The organism is Flavobacterium lipolyticum, assembly GCF_020905335.1.
Classification (GTDB): Bacteria; Bacteroidota; Bacteroidia; order Flavobacteriales; family Flavobacteriaceae; genus Flavobacterium; species Flavobacterium lipolyticum.
In genome coordinates this window covers 1,196,240-1,211,336 of sequence record NZ_JAJJMN010000001.1, presented here as the reverse complement: position 1 = coordinate 1,211,336, position 15,097 = coordinate 1,196,240, and the positions used below count along the sequence as shown (strand labels likewise).

At 36.7% G+C, this 15,097-nt stretch carries 8 protein-coding genes; 3 read left to right on the top strand and 5 right to left on the bottom strand.

Annotation, left to right across the window (positions count from 1 at the left end; translation table 11 throughout):
- Positions 1 to 105 precede the first annotated feature (105 nt).
- The 5 genes from LNQ34_RS05460 to LNQ34_RS05440 form a co-directional block, all read right to left on the bottom strand.
- Entirely contained in the window at positions 106 to 1,539 is a 1,434-nt protein-coding gene (locus tag LNQ34_RS05460; RefSeq protein WP_229998902.1) for a SusD/RagB family nutrient-binding outer membrane lipoprotein, read from the bottom strand.
- Positions 1,540 to 1,554: 15 nt separating this feature from the next.
- On the bottom strand, positions 1,555 to 4,740 hold the full coding sequence (locus LNQ34_RS05455) for a SusC/RagA family TonB-linked outer membrane protein (RefSeq protein WP_229998901.1): 3,186 nt from the start codon (positions 4,738 to 4,740) through the stop codon (positions 1,555 to 1,557).
- Between the two features lie 314 nt (positions 4,741 to 5,054).
- Positions 5,055 to 6,557, bottom strand: a complete 1,503-nt coding sequence (locus LNQ34_RS05450) for a SusD/RagB family nutrient-binding outer membrane lipoprotein (protein WP_229998900.1) — start codon at positions 6,555 to 6,557, stop codon at positions 5,055 to 5,057.
- A gap of 11 nt (positions 6,558 to 6,568) precedes the next feature.
- Positions 6,569 to 9,781, bottom strand: a complete 3,213-nt coding sequence (locus tag LNQ34_RS05445; protein WP_229998899.1) for a SusC/RagA family TonB-linked outer membrane protein — start codon at positions 9,779 to 9,781, stop codon at positions 6,569 to 6,571.
- 275 nt (positions 9,782 to 10,056) lie between these two features.
- On the bottom strand, positions 10,057 to 11,772 hold the full coding sequence (locus LNQ34_RS05440) for a BamA/TamA family outer membrane protein (protein WP_229998898.1): 1,716 nt from the start codon (positions 11,770 to 11,772) through the stop codon (positions 10,057 to 10,059).
- A gap of 169 nt (positions 11,773 to 11,941) precedes the next feature.
- Between LNQ34_RS05440 and rpsL the strand changes: the two genes are divergently transcribed.
- From rpsL to fusA, 3 genes are all read left to right on the top strand, one after another.
- Positions 11,942 to 12,325 (top strand): 30S ribosomal protein S12, encoded by a 384-nt coding sequence (rpsL, locus tag LNQ34_RS05435; protein WP_007136570.1) that lies wholly within the window; start codon positions 11,942 to 11,944, stop codon positions 12,323 to 12,325.
- Positions 12,326 to 12,444: 119 nt separating this feature from the next.
- Entirely contained in the window at positions 12,445 to 12,921 is a 477-nt protein-coding gene (rpsG, locus tag LNQ34_RS05430; RefSeq protein WP_017495022.1) for a 30S ribosomal protein S7, read from the top strand.
- Between the two features lie 11 nt (positions 12,922 to 12,932).
- Positions 12,933 to 15,089 carry an elongation factor G gene (gene fusA / locus LNQ34_RS05425; protein WP_202701687.1) on the top strand — a complete coding sequence of 719 codons (2,157 nt, stop codon included), beginning with the start codon at positions 12,933 to 12,935 and terminating at the stop codon, positions 15,087 to 15,089.
- Positions 15,090 to 15,097: the final 8 nt, after the last annotated feature.

Here is a 15,097-nt window from a genome sequence, read left to right as displayed (position 1 = left end):
AGTTTTGTTTTTTTATAGTTTCAGCAAAGTTATTCATGACAAAAAGGGCGCTCATCATATGATAAGCGCCCTTTTTAGGAGTTGTTTTGCAAGTGAAAAATACTATTATCTAGTACCTCCAGCCCACCAAACTTTTTCTTTGTATACGTAAGTACCGTCTCCGTATAGTTCTTTAACGTTTGAATTCGAAACAACGTCAGATTGACCGTAAGCAAATCTTTGTGGGAATAATTCCGGTTTAGGATTTACCATAGGAATAAAACTTCCGTTACCCATTGCTTGTAGACGTCTAATGTCGTTATAAGATTCGATACCTTCATTTTCATAGAAAGAAATATGTTTTTCTACCATTATCTTTTTCAATAAAGCATCACCCGTTAAAACTCCTATAGAAGCAATATACGTATTAGCCTGACCTGCTGTAAAAGTAACTACTTGTTTTTTAGTATAAGCCGCTGTAATGGCATCATTCATAGTAGCCTGTGCTTCAGGTAAACCTAATCTAGCCTGAGCTTCAGCTTTCAGGAATAGTAATTCATGGTAGCTTAACAAGTAAATAGGGTTTCTTTCGTTTATGAAAGCCGAGATAGAATATAATCTTTGCCCATCTTTGTCTATGATTGAATTATTAAAAGGCTTGACAGCACCGCTAATTTTTGTGAAAGAAGCAGCAGTACGAGCATCAGCTGGTCCATTTGCAAGCATGGTGTCATAGAAGCTTTTTGCTACACTTATAGCAGCTCTGTCAGTATTGAATCTTGCATAAGGATTTGGGACACTGCTGTTTGTAACTTTAAATTCGTTGTCAGCATCTGCAAAAGAAGCATTTACATAGTCAATTACACCTTGATAATCTGCTTTTCTAAGAGATAATCTCATCGTGTATCTTGCCATTAACCCATTAGCAGCTTTGATCCATTTTGAAGAAACTCCACCGTAAATTACGTCTTGTGATCCTAAACTTGCGTAAGCTGAGGTTTTGTTTAGATTGGCAATCCCTTCTTTTAGATTTTTAAATACTTCTGAATAGATAGCTTCTTGTTTGTCAACTTTAGGTTGAAAGATTACTCCTGGTTTTAATGCCTCAGTATAAGGGATATCTCCAAAAAGATCTGTAAGAACTGCTAAATTATAAGCTAATAATATTTGAGCTACACCAAGAGTCTGATAGTTATCTTTTTCATTTCCTGTAGTACATTTCTCAACGATTACCTTCAATGCTCGTAGTTGTTCGTAGCTGTTATTCCAGTTATTGTTATAAGTGGAAGCTAGTTGTGGGTCGTTTCTTCTAATTTGTGCTTCATACATTTGGCCATGGCTTCCTGCATTTAGCTCAGAATATATTCCTCCGTAGAATGATGCATCCGATCCGGTTACAGCAAAAGCAGAGTTTACCATTACATCAGTAATGATGAAACGGGCAGCAACTTCAGTCGGATTGTTTATATTCTTATTTATCTCATCCATTTTGTCTTCGGAACAAGATTGGAATAAGAATAAAGCCATTACGGCTGTTATTGTTATTTTTAAATTTTTCATTTGATTTTTTTTAGATTAAAATGTAAAGTTCAGTCCAAAACCAATACTCTTAGTTTGTGGCATTGTCCATTGCTCAAATCCACCAGAGAAATTGTTGTTTCCTTGTGTTGCTTCAGGATCAAGGTTTGGCATTTTAGACCAAAGAAGGATGTTTCTCGCAAAAACAGAAGCTTTAAGATCTACTGTGTTGTTTAGTAATTTAGGGAATTGGTATCCTAATGTAACTTCTCTTAATTTTACAAAACTTGCATCAAAAATACCAGCTTCAGCAATTCCGCTTAAAGTTGAATATAGATCTTGTTGTGTTTTAGCTCTTGTACCACCTATAACAATATCATTTTGAGTTCCGTCATCTTTAACTCCAGGGTATACAAATTCTGTAGTTCTGTCTGCAGTTCTCGCATCTACACCGTAAGTGTTCATCGTATTGTTTGATCCGCTATACATTTTTCCACCGTTTTTCCAATCAACAACAGCTCCCAATGAAACTCTTTTGTAGGTAAACTGAGTAGAACCTCCTATGATGAATTTAGGAGCAACTTCTCCTAATGCTTTTATAGCACCAGCTCTAGGAAGACCATCTTTGTCGACTACAATATTGTTGTTAGCATCTCTAAGGTAACCTGCACCGTAAATAACCGGGAAACGATCTCCTACACTAGCTCTAAGTTGTGGAGTAGTAAATCCTCCTAAAAAGATGTTGTCTACACCTTCTTTTAGAGATAGTACATAAGAATCTATTTTAGAGAAGTTTGCGTTAAATGTCCAGTTGAAATCTGCTGTACGAATTGGATTAGTGCTTAAAGTTATTTCGTGTACTTTGTTAAGCATTTTTCCACCATTTGTTACTTGAGCACTTGCTCCAGTAGAACCAGCTAATGGTACGTTAAAGATTTGGTTTGTTGAATTTTGTTCAGAGTACGTATAATCAAGTCCAACTCGGTTGTTGAAAAACTTCAAATCAACTCCAACTTCGTATGATTTTGTGTTTTGCGGTTTTAAGTTTGGATCATATAATAAATTGCTTGGTACATATGAGCTAGTACCTCCTGATAATGGATAATTGATTGGTGATCCTGACCAGAAACCTCCACGGTAATCAGGTGCATCATAATAATTACCTACGTAATTTCCTGCTTGTCCTACTTCTGCAATCGATCCTCTAAGTTTAGCATATGAAAGGAAAGATTTTCCTTTTAATCCTTCTAGTTCTGTTAGTACAAATCCTAAAGAGGCTGATGGGTAAATAAAAGATCTGTTTCCTCTTGGCATGTTAGAAGCAATGTCTTTACGGATAGTACCACTTAAGAAAACCATGTTTTTGTAAGAGAACTCAGCATTGCTAAAGAAACCTACTGTACGGATTTGTCTACGGTATTCGCTTGCAGTTACTGTTCTTGCGTTACCAATTGTTGGCCAACCACCAAAGTTTAGAGCAGTTCCTAGATCGTCATATTCTTTAGTGTTTTGATGATTGTATTCATTTCCAACTAATACATTCAAATTGAAATCATCTGTAATGTTTAAGTTGTAATTTACTGTTAGTAAAGAGTTGATTACATCGTTAGTTGTACCACGAAGTCTTGCACTACTACTTTGACCTGTTAAATCTTGTTTGTTTCCGTATTCAAAAATATCTCTGTAATTGGTAGTCCAAGAATCTATACCAGCTTGGTATTTAACGGTTAACTTTTGGCTTCCGTTTTCACTAATAACTGGAGAGTATTGAATGTAAGTATTTCCGTAAACACGGTTTGTTTTTTCGCTGAACTCGTTGTTTTTAGCAGCCCAGTAAGGATTGTTAAAAGTAGTTGGTCTGAAGTGAATTTGATCATAAGCATTTAGTGGATTAGCATAACCAATTCCCTTTAAATCATAACTTCTTGGAGCTCCAAATACACCAACAATAGCACCGTCATTTGCAGATGTACTTTTGTTGATTTTAGTTTGCACATAGTTGAAAGAAAAACCAGTTTTCCATTCATTGTTTAGTTTAGTGTCAACAACAGCTTTTGCTGTGTATCTGTTCATTCCTGTTTCAGGGATGATACCATCTTGTTTAGAATTTCCAATACCAAAAGAATAATTTGTTTTTTCTGTTGACTGAGAAATGTTTAACGTATTATTGATTGTAAATCCTGTGTTAAAGTAATCGTTGATGTTGTCATAAGCCTGAGGAGTAACCCATGGGTCTAGTCCAGCTTTTGCTCTTTGAGGCACATAGTATTTACCAGGTCTAAGAACTCCACCATTGATTGCGTTGGCAACGTTTCCTCCATAAGTAAGGTCGTTTGGTAATTCTGAGATTTTTGGTCCCCAGTTCAAAGATTGAGTTGGATCGTAAACTCCTCTTGAACCTTGAGCGTATTCATTTTGAGTGCGCGGTTTTTTTGAAATGGTTTCAAAACTTGTTGAAGTATTGAAAGTGATAGTTGGCTTACCGCTTTGCGCTAAGTTCTTTCCACTTTTTGTAGTGATTAAGATCACACCATTAGAGGCTCTAAGACCATATAAAGCTGATGCAGCTTGTCCTTTAAGAACGTTGATAGACTCAATCTCATTTGGATCAATGTCGACAGCTCTGTTGGCAACGTCTGCTCCACTAACTCCATTTCCAGTGCTGAAGTCCGCTTGTGAAGCAACAGGCATACCGTCAATAACGTATAGAGGTGTATTGTTTCCTGAAAATGAACGGGCACCACGAATTACAATTTGAGAAGAAGCTCCAGGAGCACCACTTGAAGGAGTAATTTGTACACCAGCTAGTTTACCTTGTAAAGCTCCAGCAAGACTGTTGTTGTTTGCTCTTGTAATGTCTGCTGCTTTTACTTCCTGAGTTGCATATCCAAGTGCACGTGCGCTTTTCTTTACACCTAATGCCGTTACCACAACACTTTCCAATTCTACTGAATCGTCTTTTAATTTTGTGTTAACAGTAGTAGAACTAGCGGATACTTCTTGGGCTTTCATCCCAATGTAGCTAAAAACTAATACTTGATTTGGTGCTGCTTTGATAGAGTATTTTCCATCAAAATCTGTTTGCGTTGCTGTCTTCGTTCCTTTAACTAATACACTAACACCCGGTAAAGGTATTCCTGCATTGTCAGAAACTGTTCCAGAAACAGCTCTTTCTTGCGCGAAAGTAAGTTGCGCAACTAGTACTAAGAAAAGTACTAGGAATCCATTGAACTTTAGTTTCATTTTTAAATATTTTGAATTAGTCCGACAAAAATCTTAATAATTAGTTAATATACCTAATCAAAAAAGTTTTTTTTTCAGTGAAACGGCATTTTTGCTGACAGGAGTTATTTTTTTATCGTTAAAATGCATTCAAAAATAATGAATTGTCAATTTTTTACTTAAAAAGCAATGGATAGTTTAGTTTGTGTCTGCTGAATTAAATGTTAAATTTTATTGGAAGGATGATGAATTTCAGTTTTTTCTGCGTTTTCAACAAAAAAACCACCCCGAAAGGAGGTGGTTTTGTGTTAAATTATGTTATTTTTTGGTATTTCCTATTTATCCCAAAAAATCTTTGTGCTTAGTTTGTCTCCTCCAATCGAAGTTGATGCAGCGGTATAGTTTGTTGCATTTAATGTTTGTTCTCTAATTGGATATGCCATTCTGGATGGTACTTTACCTTCGGCAGCTGCATCTGCACTTGCTGGTGCTGTTAGAACAGGGAAGTCTAGTCTTCTTGTGGATGTCCAACCTTCAAATCCTCTGTTGAACAATGCATACCATGCCTGTTCTCCTACTTTTTGCTGCCAGGTTCCTGTAGCTGTTGCATAAGCTACGGCTGGTTGAGCAAGATAGGCGTTTGCATCTGCCGGCGAAACTCCCCAGTCTTCCATAGAAGCTAGAATTGCTGCATTGTAATGTGAAGCAATAGTGCCTCCAACAGCTACACCTCTACCTACTGCTTCTGCCAGTAAAAATTGTACTTCGGCATAATCCAATAAAGTACCACTAAAGTCCGGAGCTTTAATTTTGTCACTTGCATGAGTGTATCTTGATTGAGAGTTTTTTATTCCAACAATTCCGCCTCTGTAACCTGTTACAGTGATTAAGTCACCTGCGGCATTTGTATCTTTATAAGTTGGTCTGAAGTAAGGTGTTTTTCTTGGATCATTTAATGCGACCAATTTGTCTACAAAGGGTTTTGCTACAACAAAGTCATTTCTTCCTGAGAATACCATATCTACATAAAGTGGGTTGGTGTTTGGAAGATTTAACATATAAGGAAGTTTTGCATTATCAGCATTTGATGAAAATCCGCCCGCTGCGCCGGAGATGATTGCTGCGTCTGCAATTGCTGATTCAAGGCCAGATGATTTTAAGTTGATCCCTAATTTTAGTTTGATGCTATTGGCAAACTTAATCCAGGCAGTTAGATTGTCTTTGTAGATAACTTCGGCAGAGCCAAAGGCTGGTTTTGAGGTGTCTAATCCTGTGATGTCTTTGTTTAAACGCACGATTAAGTCTTTGTAGATGTCTACGGCTTTATCGTATTTAGGCAGATAATCTTCCGATCCTTTTAGGGATTCTGAGTAAGGGACATCGCCAAAAGTGTCTACTAAAATTTGGTACGTATAAACCATTAATATGTCAATAAGGATCAATTGATTCTTTTTGATTATAGTTTTTTGTGCAAATTCCGGATCTGTAGGTGAGATTACATCTTTTTCCAGAAAGCCCTTTGCTTGAGATAAATCAGCAAGTGGTCCTGCATAAAGTCTGTCCCAGTGGTTGTCTGAAATTTTACGGGTTACCCAGTTGTAATTAGATTCATCCAGATAGGTGGTTTCAGTCCATTGTTGGTTTACTAGTCTGAATATGTTTCTGTTTACATTGGTGTTGACAAGTTGCTCTGTTAAGTTTTTTTCAGCATTTGTAAATAAAGTGCTAGGGGGTACTACAGAAGGGTTTTTTACATCTACATTTAAGTCTGTTAGGCTGCTGTCGTCACATGAAACTGTGAGAAGCATGATTCCTAATGCATATAGTATTTTTTTCATTTTGTTCTGTATTAAAATTTGAATGTTAAGTTAAAACCAATATCTCTGGTAGTTGGAAGAGATCCAACTGAATAGCCTCTTGAGCTGTTTCCTGATGATAGTCCACTTTCTGGGTCTGCGTATGGTAGGTTTTTATGAATGATCCATAAGTTAGAACCAACTAAACTTGCTGATGCCGCGTTTATGAATGTGTTTTCAAACATGCTTTTAGGGAAGTTGTAGGTGATAGATACCTCTCTAAGTTTAACAAACGAGGCATCGTAAATAAAAGCTTTGTTTGGCGCAGCCTGATATCCCATGCTGTTTGCAATTGATCCGCCTTTTGTTTTTACAGTGTTTGGAGTTCCGTTAGGAGCTACTCCAGGATTTAAAAGACCATTTTCTCTAATGTCCCCTACAGCTGTTTCTTTGTATAATCCGGATGCAAGTCCGTAGTACATATCTAATGAGAAGATATCTCCGCCTTTTTGAGTGTCAATTAAGAATCCAAAAGTTAGATTTTTATAAGTAAATTTGTTTCTTACTCCACCAATCCAATCCGGTGTAATGTTTCCGATTGTGTTGCTTGAAGATGTAGTGATCATGTATTTACCTGTGGTTTGATCTATTGTTGGCTGTCCGTTTGTGTAAACGAAATCAGTTCCTTTTAGGGCGCCATAAGCTTCACCGGGAGCTGCATTGACTGTAACGCCACCTTGGAATGAACCTAATTGAAGATTATCTAGTCCATTTGGTAATGTGATAACTTTACTTCTATTGTTTGACCAGTTAACGATTATTTCCCAGCTAAAGTCTTTTGTTTTAATTGGAGTTCCGTTTAATTGAATTTCAAAACCTTTGTTTTCGATGTTTCCACCGTTAACAAGTGCGTTTGTGAATCCTGATCCTGAAGAAACAGCAGCTGCCACAATTTGATCAACTGAGTTTGTTTTGTAGTAGGTAATGTCAAACCCTAGACGTCTGTTTAATAAACTTGTTTCTAAACCAACCTCGAAAGATTTTGTTCTTTCCGGTTTAAGGTCTGGATTTTTGTTGATGCTACGGAATGGAAGCAATAAGGAGTTTGTATAAAGAGGTTGTCCTTGAAAGTTAGGAACTCTTGTATAGGTATTGTTTAGTTGAAGTGCATCGGCGTCATTTCCTACTTCAGCATAGTTTACTCTGAATTTTCCAAGATTTAACCAGTCTGCCTTTACTACGTTTGAGAAAAGGAATGATCCGGAAACTGCAGGATAAACATAAGAGTTGTTATTGTCAGGTAATGTAGAAGAAACATCTCTTCTGATAGAGGCATCTACAAAATAAGTATCTAAATAACCAACAGATGCTTGAGCGTAGATACCATTAACACCTGAGGATATTTTGGCTTCTCTTGGGAATGGTAAGTCTAAACGTGAGTTAGATAAGGCATAAATTCCAGGGGTAACTAAACCTCCGATGGTTGAAGAAAGTACATTGTCTCTTTTGTTTCTTCTGATATTGGTTCCAATTACTCCATTTAAACTAATGTCTTCGCCAATTTTTTTGTTGAAGTTTAACATGAAATCATAGTTGATTTCCTGGAAGTCGATTTCGTTTCTTTGGTATCCTGATGATTCATTAACGGGAGAAAGACCAAATCCTGAAGCAATTGATCCGACAGCTCTTCTTTCTTCCTGAAGTTGTTTATAGGTGTCAAGTGAGACTCTTCCTAATGCACTTAACCATGGAGCGATCTCGTAATTTAGGGAAGCGTAGCTGAATAAACGAGTTCTGTCATCAGAAGAGTAATTTTGATAACGTGTGAAATAAGGATTGTCCCAGTATGCTGGTGTCAGACCTGAAGGATCTGTCGGGTCGGTCCAGTTCCAGGTTACGTTTTGACCGCCTGATGCAAAGTAAACATCTTTTTGCGCTTGAACGTCAGTGTTGGTTTGCCACCATTGTCTGAAGTTACCCATAACGTTATCGTTATAACCGGTTGAGTTTCTACCTACAGTGCTTTGAAGGGTAACGGCTGCATAAGCATTAGCGGTAAGTTTATCAGTAACTTTTTGGCTAAATCTTGCACTTATCTGATTTTTTTTCAATTCACTGTTTGGAAGAATACCAGTTTGATTTGTGTTTACATAGGTTAAAGATAAACTGGATCTGTCAGTTGATTTCTCTAATGCGATACTGTTAACGAATGTATGTGCATTATTAAAGAAAGTTACAGGGCCATTTTTTGCAGCCGTCCATGGAGTAGCTTTTCCGTAGTTTGGCGAGAAAGGAGTAAAAGCATCCCATTGGTAAACTGGTTGGTTATCGAAGGCGTCTCCGTCAGAGGCATCATTTGATGTGTCTACCGTATCAGGTGTGCCTGTTCCTAAAAATGAGGAGCCAATGCCATATCCTGATCCATATCTGTTTTGGTATTTAGGAAAAGTTGATTTGTCTACACTTCCATTTGTGAACCCGCTTGAGAACGAAAATCCAATTTTGTTGTCTGATTTACCTTTTTTGGTAGTAACCATTACAACTCCATTTGCAGCTCTGGATCCATATAATGCTGTTGCAGCTGCTCCTTTTAGGATGTTGATGCTTTCAATATCTTCCTGGTTGATATCCGAGGCATTGTTACCGTAATCGTAACCACCTCCACCAACTTGTTGCGAAGAAACGTTGGAGTTGGAGTTGTCAATTGGCACCCCGTCAATAACCCAAAGCGCCTGGTTGTTTCCGGTAAGAGATTTGTTCCCTCTGATTACAACGTTTGTAGAACCTCCAAAGTTGTTGTTTCTTTGAACTTCCACACCCGCGGCTTTACCTGATAGTAAATTGGCAACGTTAGTGTTTCCGGCTCCACCATTAACGTCTTTGCCTGAAATCTGTTGAGAAGCATATCCAAGAGATTTTTTTTCTCTTTTGATACCCATCGCTGTAGTTACGACAACTCCTTCCAGTTGCTGGGCGTCTCCGGATAGCTTTGTGCTTACTTGTGATGAGCTGGCGGCAATTTCCTGAGTCTTCATGCCGATGTAGCTAAATACTAAAATTTGACTTGTTGTTGCTTTGATGGAGTATTTACCATCAAAATCGGTTTGCGTGCCGGTTTTTGTTCCTTTGATTTGTACGCTTACACCTGGTAGGGGCATACCTGCGTCATCGGTAACAGTTCCCGAAACGGCTCTTTCCTGCGCAAAGGTTAGTTGCGCGAATAGTACTAAAAGTAGTACTAAAAATCCATTGAACTTTGGTTTCATTTTTGTAATTATTTTGAATTAGTCTTACAATATTCATAATAATTTGTTAATAATCCTAGTATTGTGTTGTGGAATTTTCTCACAATGTTAAAATTTAACATTGTAACATATTGTAATTATTGTGTTAAATAATTGGGTTTATTGGATCTTTTGCCTGTTATTGCTGAGATTAATCTGATATATTCGGCTTTATTATTTGGAATTTTTCGGTAGTTTTAATTTCTTAATACTTTGTTAACAATAGCAATGTTGATTTGGTGAATTTTCTCACAAGGTTAAAATTTGACATTGTAGCATATGTTGACAATTGTGTTAAATAATTTAATTTCCTGAAGATTTTCCCCGCCATTGCTGAGATTAATTCGGAGTAGCCCGCTCGTTGTCTGGATGGTTGTGCCGATTCCGACTCCTGATAATTTTTGTAATTTATTAAGATTTTGACTGTTGGTTAAATCCTGGTAAATGGCAAAATCAATAATGGAATTGATATACAGGTTGTTAGAGACTTTGTACCTGTATTCAGTGATTAACATAGAGGCGAAATTGCCCTGAAGACTGTTTTCTGCAAAACCTCTAATAGAGTTTGTTCCTCCAAATCGGAACAATTCGTTGGTAATGTAGTTTTTACTTTTCAGATAAAGAATTTGTGGATTTATGTAGATGAAGTTTTTCTTGTTTAGTTCAAAATTATAAGAGAGGTTAAGGGTGGTGTAGAATTGTTTGCTGGATTCGACGGTGTTAGGGCTGTTGTTGGTGTCTCTTTTCCCATAGCCCAAAAGAAGGTTAAGAGAGGCTTTTTTGGAGAATAAACTTTGGAGATAATCTGTTTTTTTATACTCAAGTGTAGAAGTGATGTAGGAATTTTTGTAGTCGCTTATTGTGGTGTTGTTTGTGTTTTGAATGTCGCTCGATTCTGTCGATTGATAGCCTAGGTATAATCGTGTATTGTAGTTTAAAAAATAACCCAGATCAATAGCGGTTTTGGTGTTTTGAAAAGTACTGTCCTGTTTGAAAATGTTTAATTGTGCTTTGATGCCCAGTGAGGATTGAAATATGTAGGGGATTTCAATTTTAGTATTGAAGGTTTTTTGCTGATTTCCGTCACTTTTCCAATATAGTGAAAATTGTTCTCCTGCGTGAAGAGTGTTTAATAAGGATAAGTCCAGATAACCATTCAGGGTTGTTTTTTTATTTTCGTCATTAGAAAAACCAACGTAGCCATCAAAAGTGTTCGCTTGTCTTTTTTCTACATAAGTGTATATTTTTGTAGAATCAGTTGTGAATAATACTTCAGGATATTTGGTTTGAGAGGTGAATTCAAATGCATTGATGTCGTTATACAATTGTTTTATGGTTTCCTGATTGAAAGTCTTGTTTAGGTATTTCTTTTTAAGCTGTTTTAGATGCCCTTTTGGAAAATAATCTCTTTTTGTCAGGTCAGTCTGAGTTAGAATAATGGAATTTACGATGCGTTTTTTTTCGGATTTATAGTTTAACTCCGCGTAAATAATTGAATTCTTTTTTTGTAGGTTTTCAAGTTTTAGTTTGTTTAAGGCGAAACCTGCTTTTTCAGCGTCTAATGTTTTTTGGTTTAGATAGCTTTCCAGCTCTTCATATGCTAGAATTAAAGTGTCATTTTTGATTTTTGCTTCATCAAAAAAGCTGTGATTGGTTCCTATATATATATGGACTTCTTTTGTTTTGCTTTTTAAATCGATTTTGGAGATAAAAGTACTATCGTTTGTTTTTTTTGTTTCAAGTATAACATGGTCGAGATATCCCTGTCTGGTTAATTTTTCAGATACATTTTTAACTTCTTCGAAAAGTGATTTTATGTTAGTGTGGTTTTCTGAGTAATTCAGTGAATCAATAATTTGCGTTTCGGTTTGGTTTGTTCCTTTAATTTGTAAATGAAGATTTTGAGCATAAGAAGAGATGCCGACTAGAAAAAATAGGAGGGGTAAAAGTTGTTTCAAAAGCAATTGTTTCATTAAATTAAAAGTATTACAAATATCTATTGTTTGTTTGTAAAATCATATGCTTAAATAATGTTATTGAAAATTAATGAATTAACGTTTGTATAGTGAAAAATATTTTATACATTTGCAACCCCGTAAAAAGCGGGAATTTAATATACATAATAAATTTTTAGTATTAATTATGCCAACAATTCAACAATTAGTAAGAACAGGAAGAACTCAGATCACTAAGAAGAGTAAATCGGTTGCTTTAGATTCTTGTCCTCAAAGAAGAGGGGTTTGTACGCGTGTTTACACTACTACACCAAAAAAACCAAACTCTGCAATGCGTAAAGTTGCGCGTGTACGTTTGACAAATGGTAATGAAGTGAATGCTTACATCCCTGGAGAAGGACACAATTTACAAGAGCACTCGATAGTATTAGTGCGAGGTGGAAGGGTAAAAGATTTACCAGGTGTTAGATATCATATCGTTCGTGGAGCGCTTGACACGTCAGGAGTTGCAGGAAGAACGCAAAGAAGATCTAAGTACGGTGCTAAACGCCCAAAAGAAGCAAAAAAGTAATTTAAAACGTTAAGAGTTGGAGGTTAGGAGTTAAGGGTTGGGGTTTTGAGTATGTACTTGAAATCTGTAACACATAACATTTAACGGATAACCTATAACTTTTTATTTAAAAAAAAGACATGAGAAAAAGAGCGGCAAAGAAAAGACCACTTTTACCAGATCCAAGGTTTAATGACCAATTGGTAACACGTTTCGTGAACAACTTAATGTGGGATGGTAAGAAATCTACAGCTTTCAAAGTATTTTATGATGCAATTGATATCATCGAATCTAAAAAGCAAAATGATGAGAAAACTTCATTAGAAATTTGGAAAGATGCTTTAACAAACGTTATGCCTCACGTAGAAGTACGTAGCCGTAGAGTAGGTGGAGCTACATTTCAAATTCCAATGCAGATTCGTCCAGACAGAAAAATTTCTATGGCAATGAAGTGGTTAATACTTTATTCAAGAAGAAGAAATGAAAAATCTATGGCACAACGTTTAGCGTCAGAATGTTTAGCAGCTGCTAAAGAAGAAGGTGCTGCGGTTAAGAAAAGAATGGATACTCACAAAATGGCAGAAGCTAATAAAGCATTCTCTCACTTTAGATTTTAATTCGTAAAGAAATGGCTAGAGATTTAAAATATACAAGAAATATCGGAATTGCTGCTCACATTGATGCTGGTAAAACAACAACAACTGAGCGTATTCTTTTTTATACTGGAAAGTCACACAAAATTGGTGAGGTACACGATGGTGCTGCAACAATGGACTGGATGGCTCAAGAGCAAGAAAGAGGTATTACAATTACTTCAGCAGCTACAACTTGTGAGTGGAATTTTCCAACTGAGCAAGGGAAATCGTTGCCTGAAACATTGCCTTATCACTTTAATATTATTGATACTCCTGGACACGTTGACTTTACGGTAGAGGTAAACCGTTCTTTGCGTGTATTGGATGGTTTAGTATTTTTATTTAGTGCTGTTGATGGTGTTGAGCCTCAATCAGAAACTAACTGGAGACTTGCTGATCAATACAGGGTTCCACGTATGGGGTTTGTTAATAAAATGGACCGTCAAGGATCTAACTTTTTGGCAGTTTGTCAACAAGTTCGTGATATGTTGAAATCTAATGCTGTTGCGATCACTTTGCCAATTGGTGAAGAAAACGATTTTAAAGGTGTTGTTGATTTAGTAAAAAACCAAGCTATTGTTTGGCATGATGCTACTCAGGGAGCTACTTTTGATATCGTGCCTATCCCTGAGGATATGGTTGCAGAAGTAAAAGAGTACAGATCGATTCTTATTGAGGCAGTAGCTGATTATGATGAGAATTTGTTGGAGAAATTCATGGAGGATGAAAACTCTATTACTGAGGAAGAAATTAATGTGGCGCTTAGAGCTGCTACAATTGATATGGCTATCATTCCTATGATTGCTGGTTCTTCTTTCAAAAATAAAGGGGTTCAGTTCATGTTAGATGCAGTATGTAAGTATTTGCCATCTCCAATGGATAAAGAAGGTATCGAAGGGATTCATCCTGATGATGCTGAATTATTAGAAGAAGATCAAACTAAAATCTTGCGTAAGCCAGATGTTAAAGAGCCATTTGCAGCTTTAGCATTTAAAATTGCTACTGACCCGTTCGTTGGTCGTTTAGCTTTCTTCCGTGCTTATTCTGGTCGTTTAGATGCTGGTTCTTATGTGTTGAATACACGTTCTGGTAGTAAAGAAAGAATTTCTCGTATTTACCAAATGCATGCTAACAAACAAAATCCAATCGAATATATTGAGGCTGGAGATATTGGAGCTGCTGTTGGATTTAAAGATATTAAAACCGGAGATACATTGTGTGATGAAAAACACCCAATTATTTTAGAGTCTATGAAATTCCCTGCACCGGTAATTGGTATTGCTATTGAGCCAAAAACAAAGGCTGACGTAGATAAAATGGGTATGGCTTTGGCTAAATTAGCTGAGGAAGATCCAACTTTTACAGTTAGAACTGATGAGGCTTCTGGTCAAACAATTATCTCGGGTATGGGTGAGCTTCACTTAGATATCTTGGTAGATCGTATGAAACGTGAATTTAAAGTTGAAGTAAACCAAGGTGAGCCTCAAGTTGAGTATAAAGAAGCGTTTACAAGATCTGCAACACACAGAGAAACTTACAAAAAACAATCTGGAGGTCGTGGTAAATTCGGTGATATCGTATTTACACTTGAGCCTGCTGATGAAGTTGATGGTAAGGTTCCAAAAGGATTACAGTTTATTAATGCTGTAAAAGGTGGTAACGTTCCTAAAGAATATATTCCATCTGTAGAAAAAGGTTTCCGTGAAGCTATGAAAACTGGTCCTTTGGCTGGTTATCAAGTGGATAGTTTGAAAGTAACTTTGACAGACGGATCTTTCCACCCTGTCGATTCTGATGCGCTTTCTTTTGAGTTAGCTGCCAGAATGGGTTATAGAGAAGTAGCTAAAGCTGCTGGTGCAATTGTTCTTGAGCCAATCATGAAAATGGAGGTTATTACTCCTGAAGAAAACATGGGAGATATCGTAGGTGATATCAACCGTCGTAGAGGTCAGGTTAATGATATGGGGGATAGAAATGGTGCAAAAACTATTAAAGCTGATGTGCCGTTATCAGAGATGTTTGGATATGTTACGACATTGAGAACATTGTCTTCTGGTAGAGCTACTTCAACAATGGAGTTTTCTCACTATGCAGAAACGCCTTCTAATATTTCAGAAGCGGTAATTAAAAAAGCAAAAGGTAACGCTTAATTCTTAAG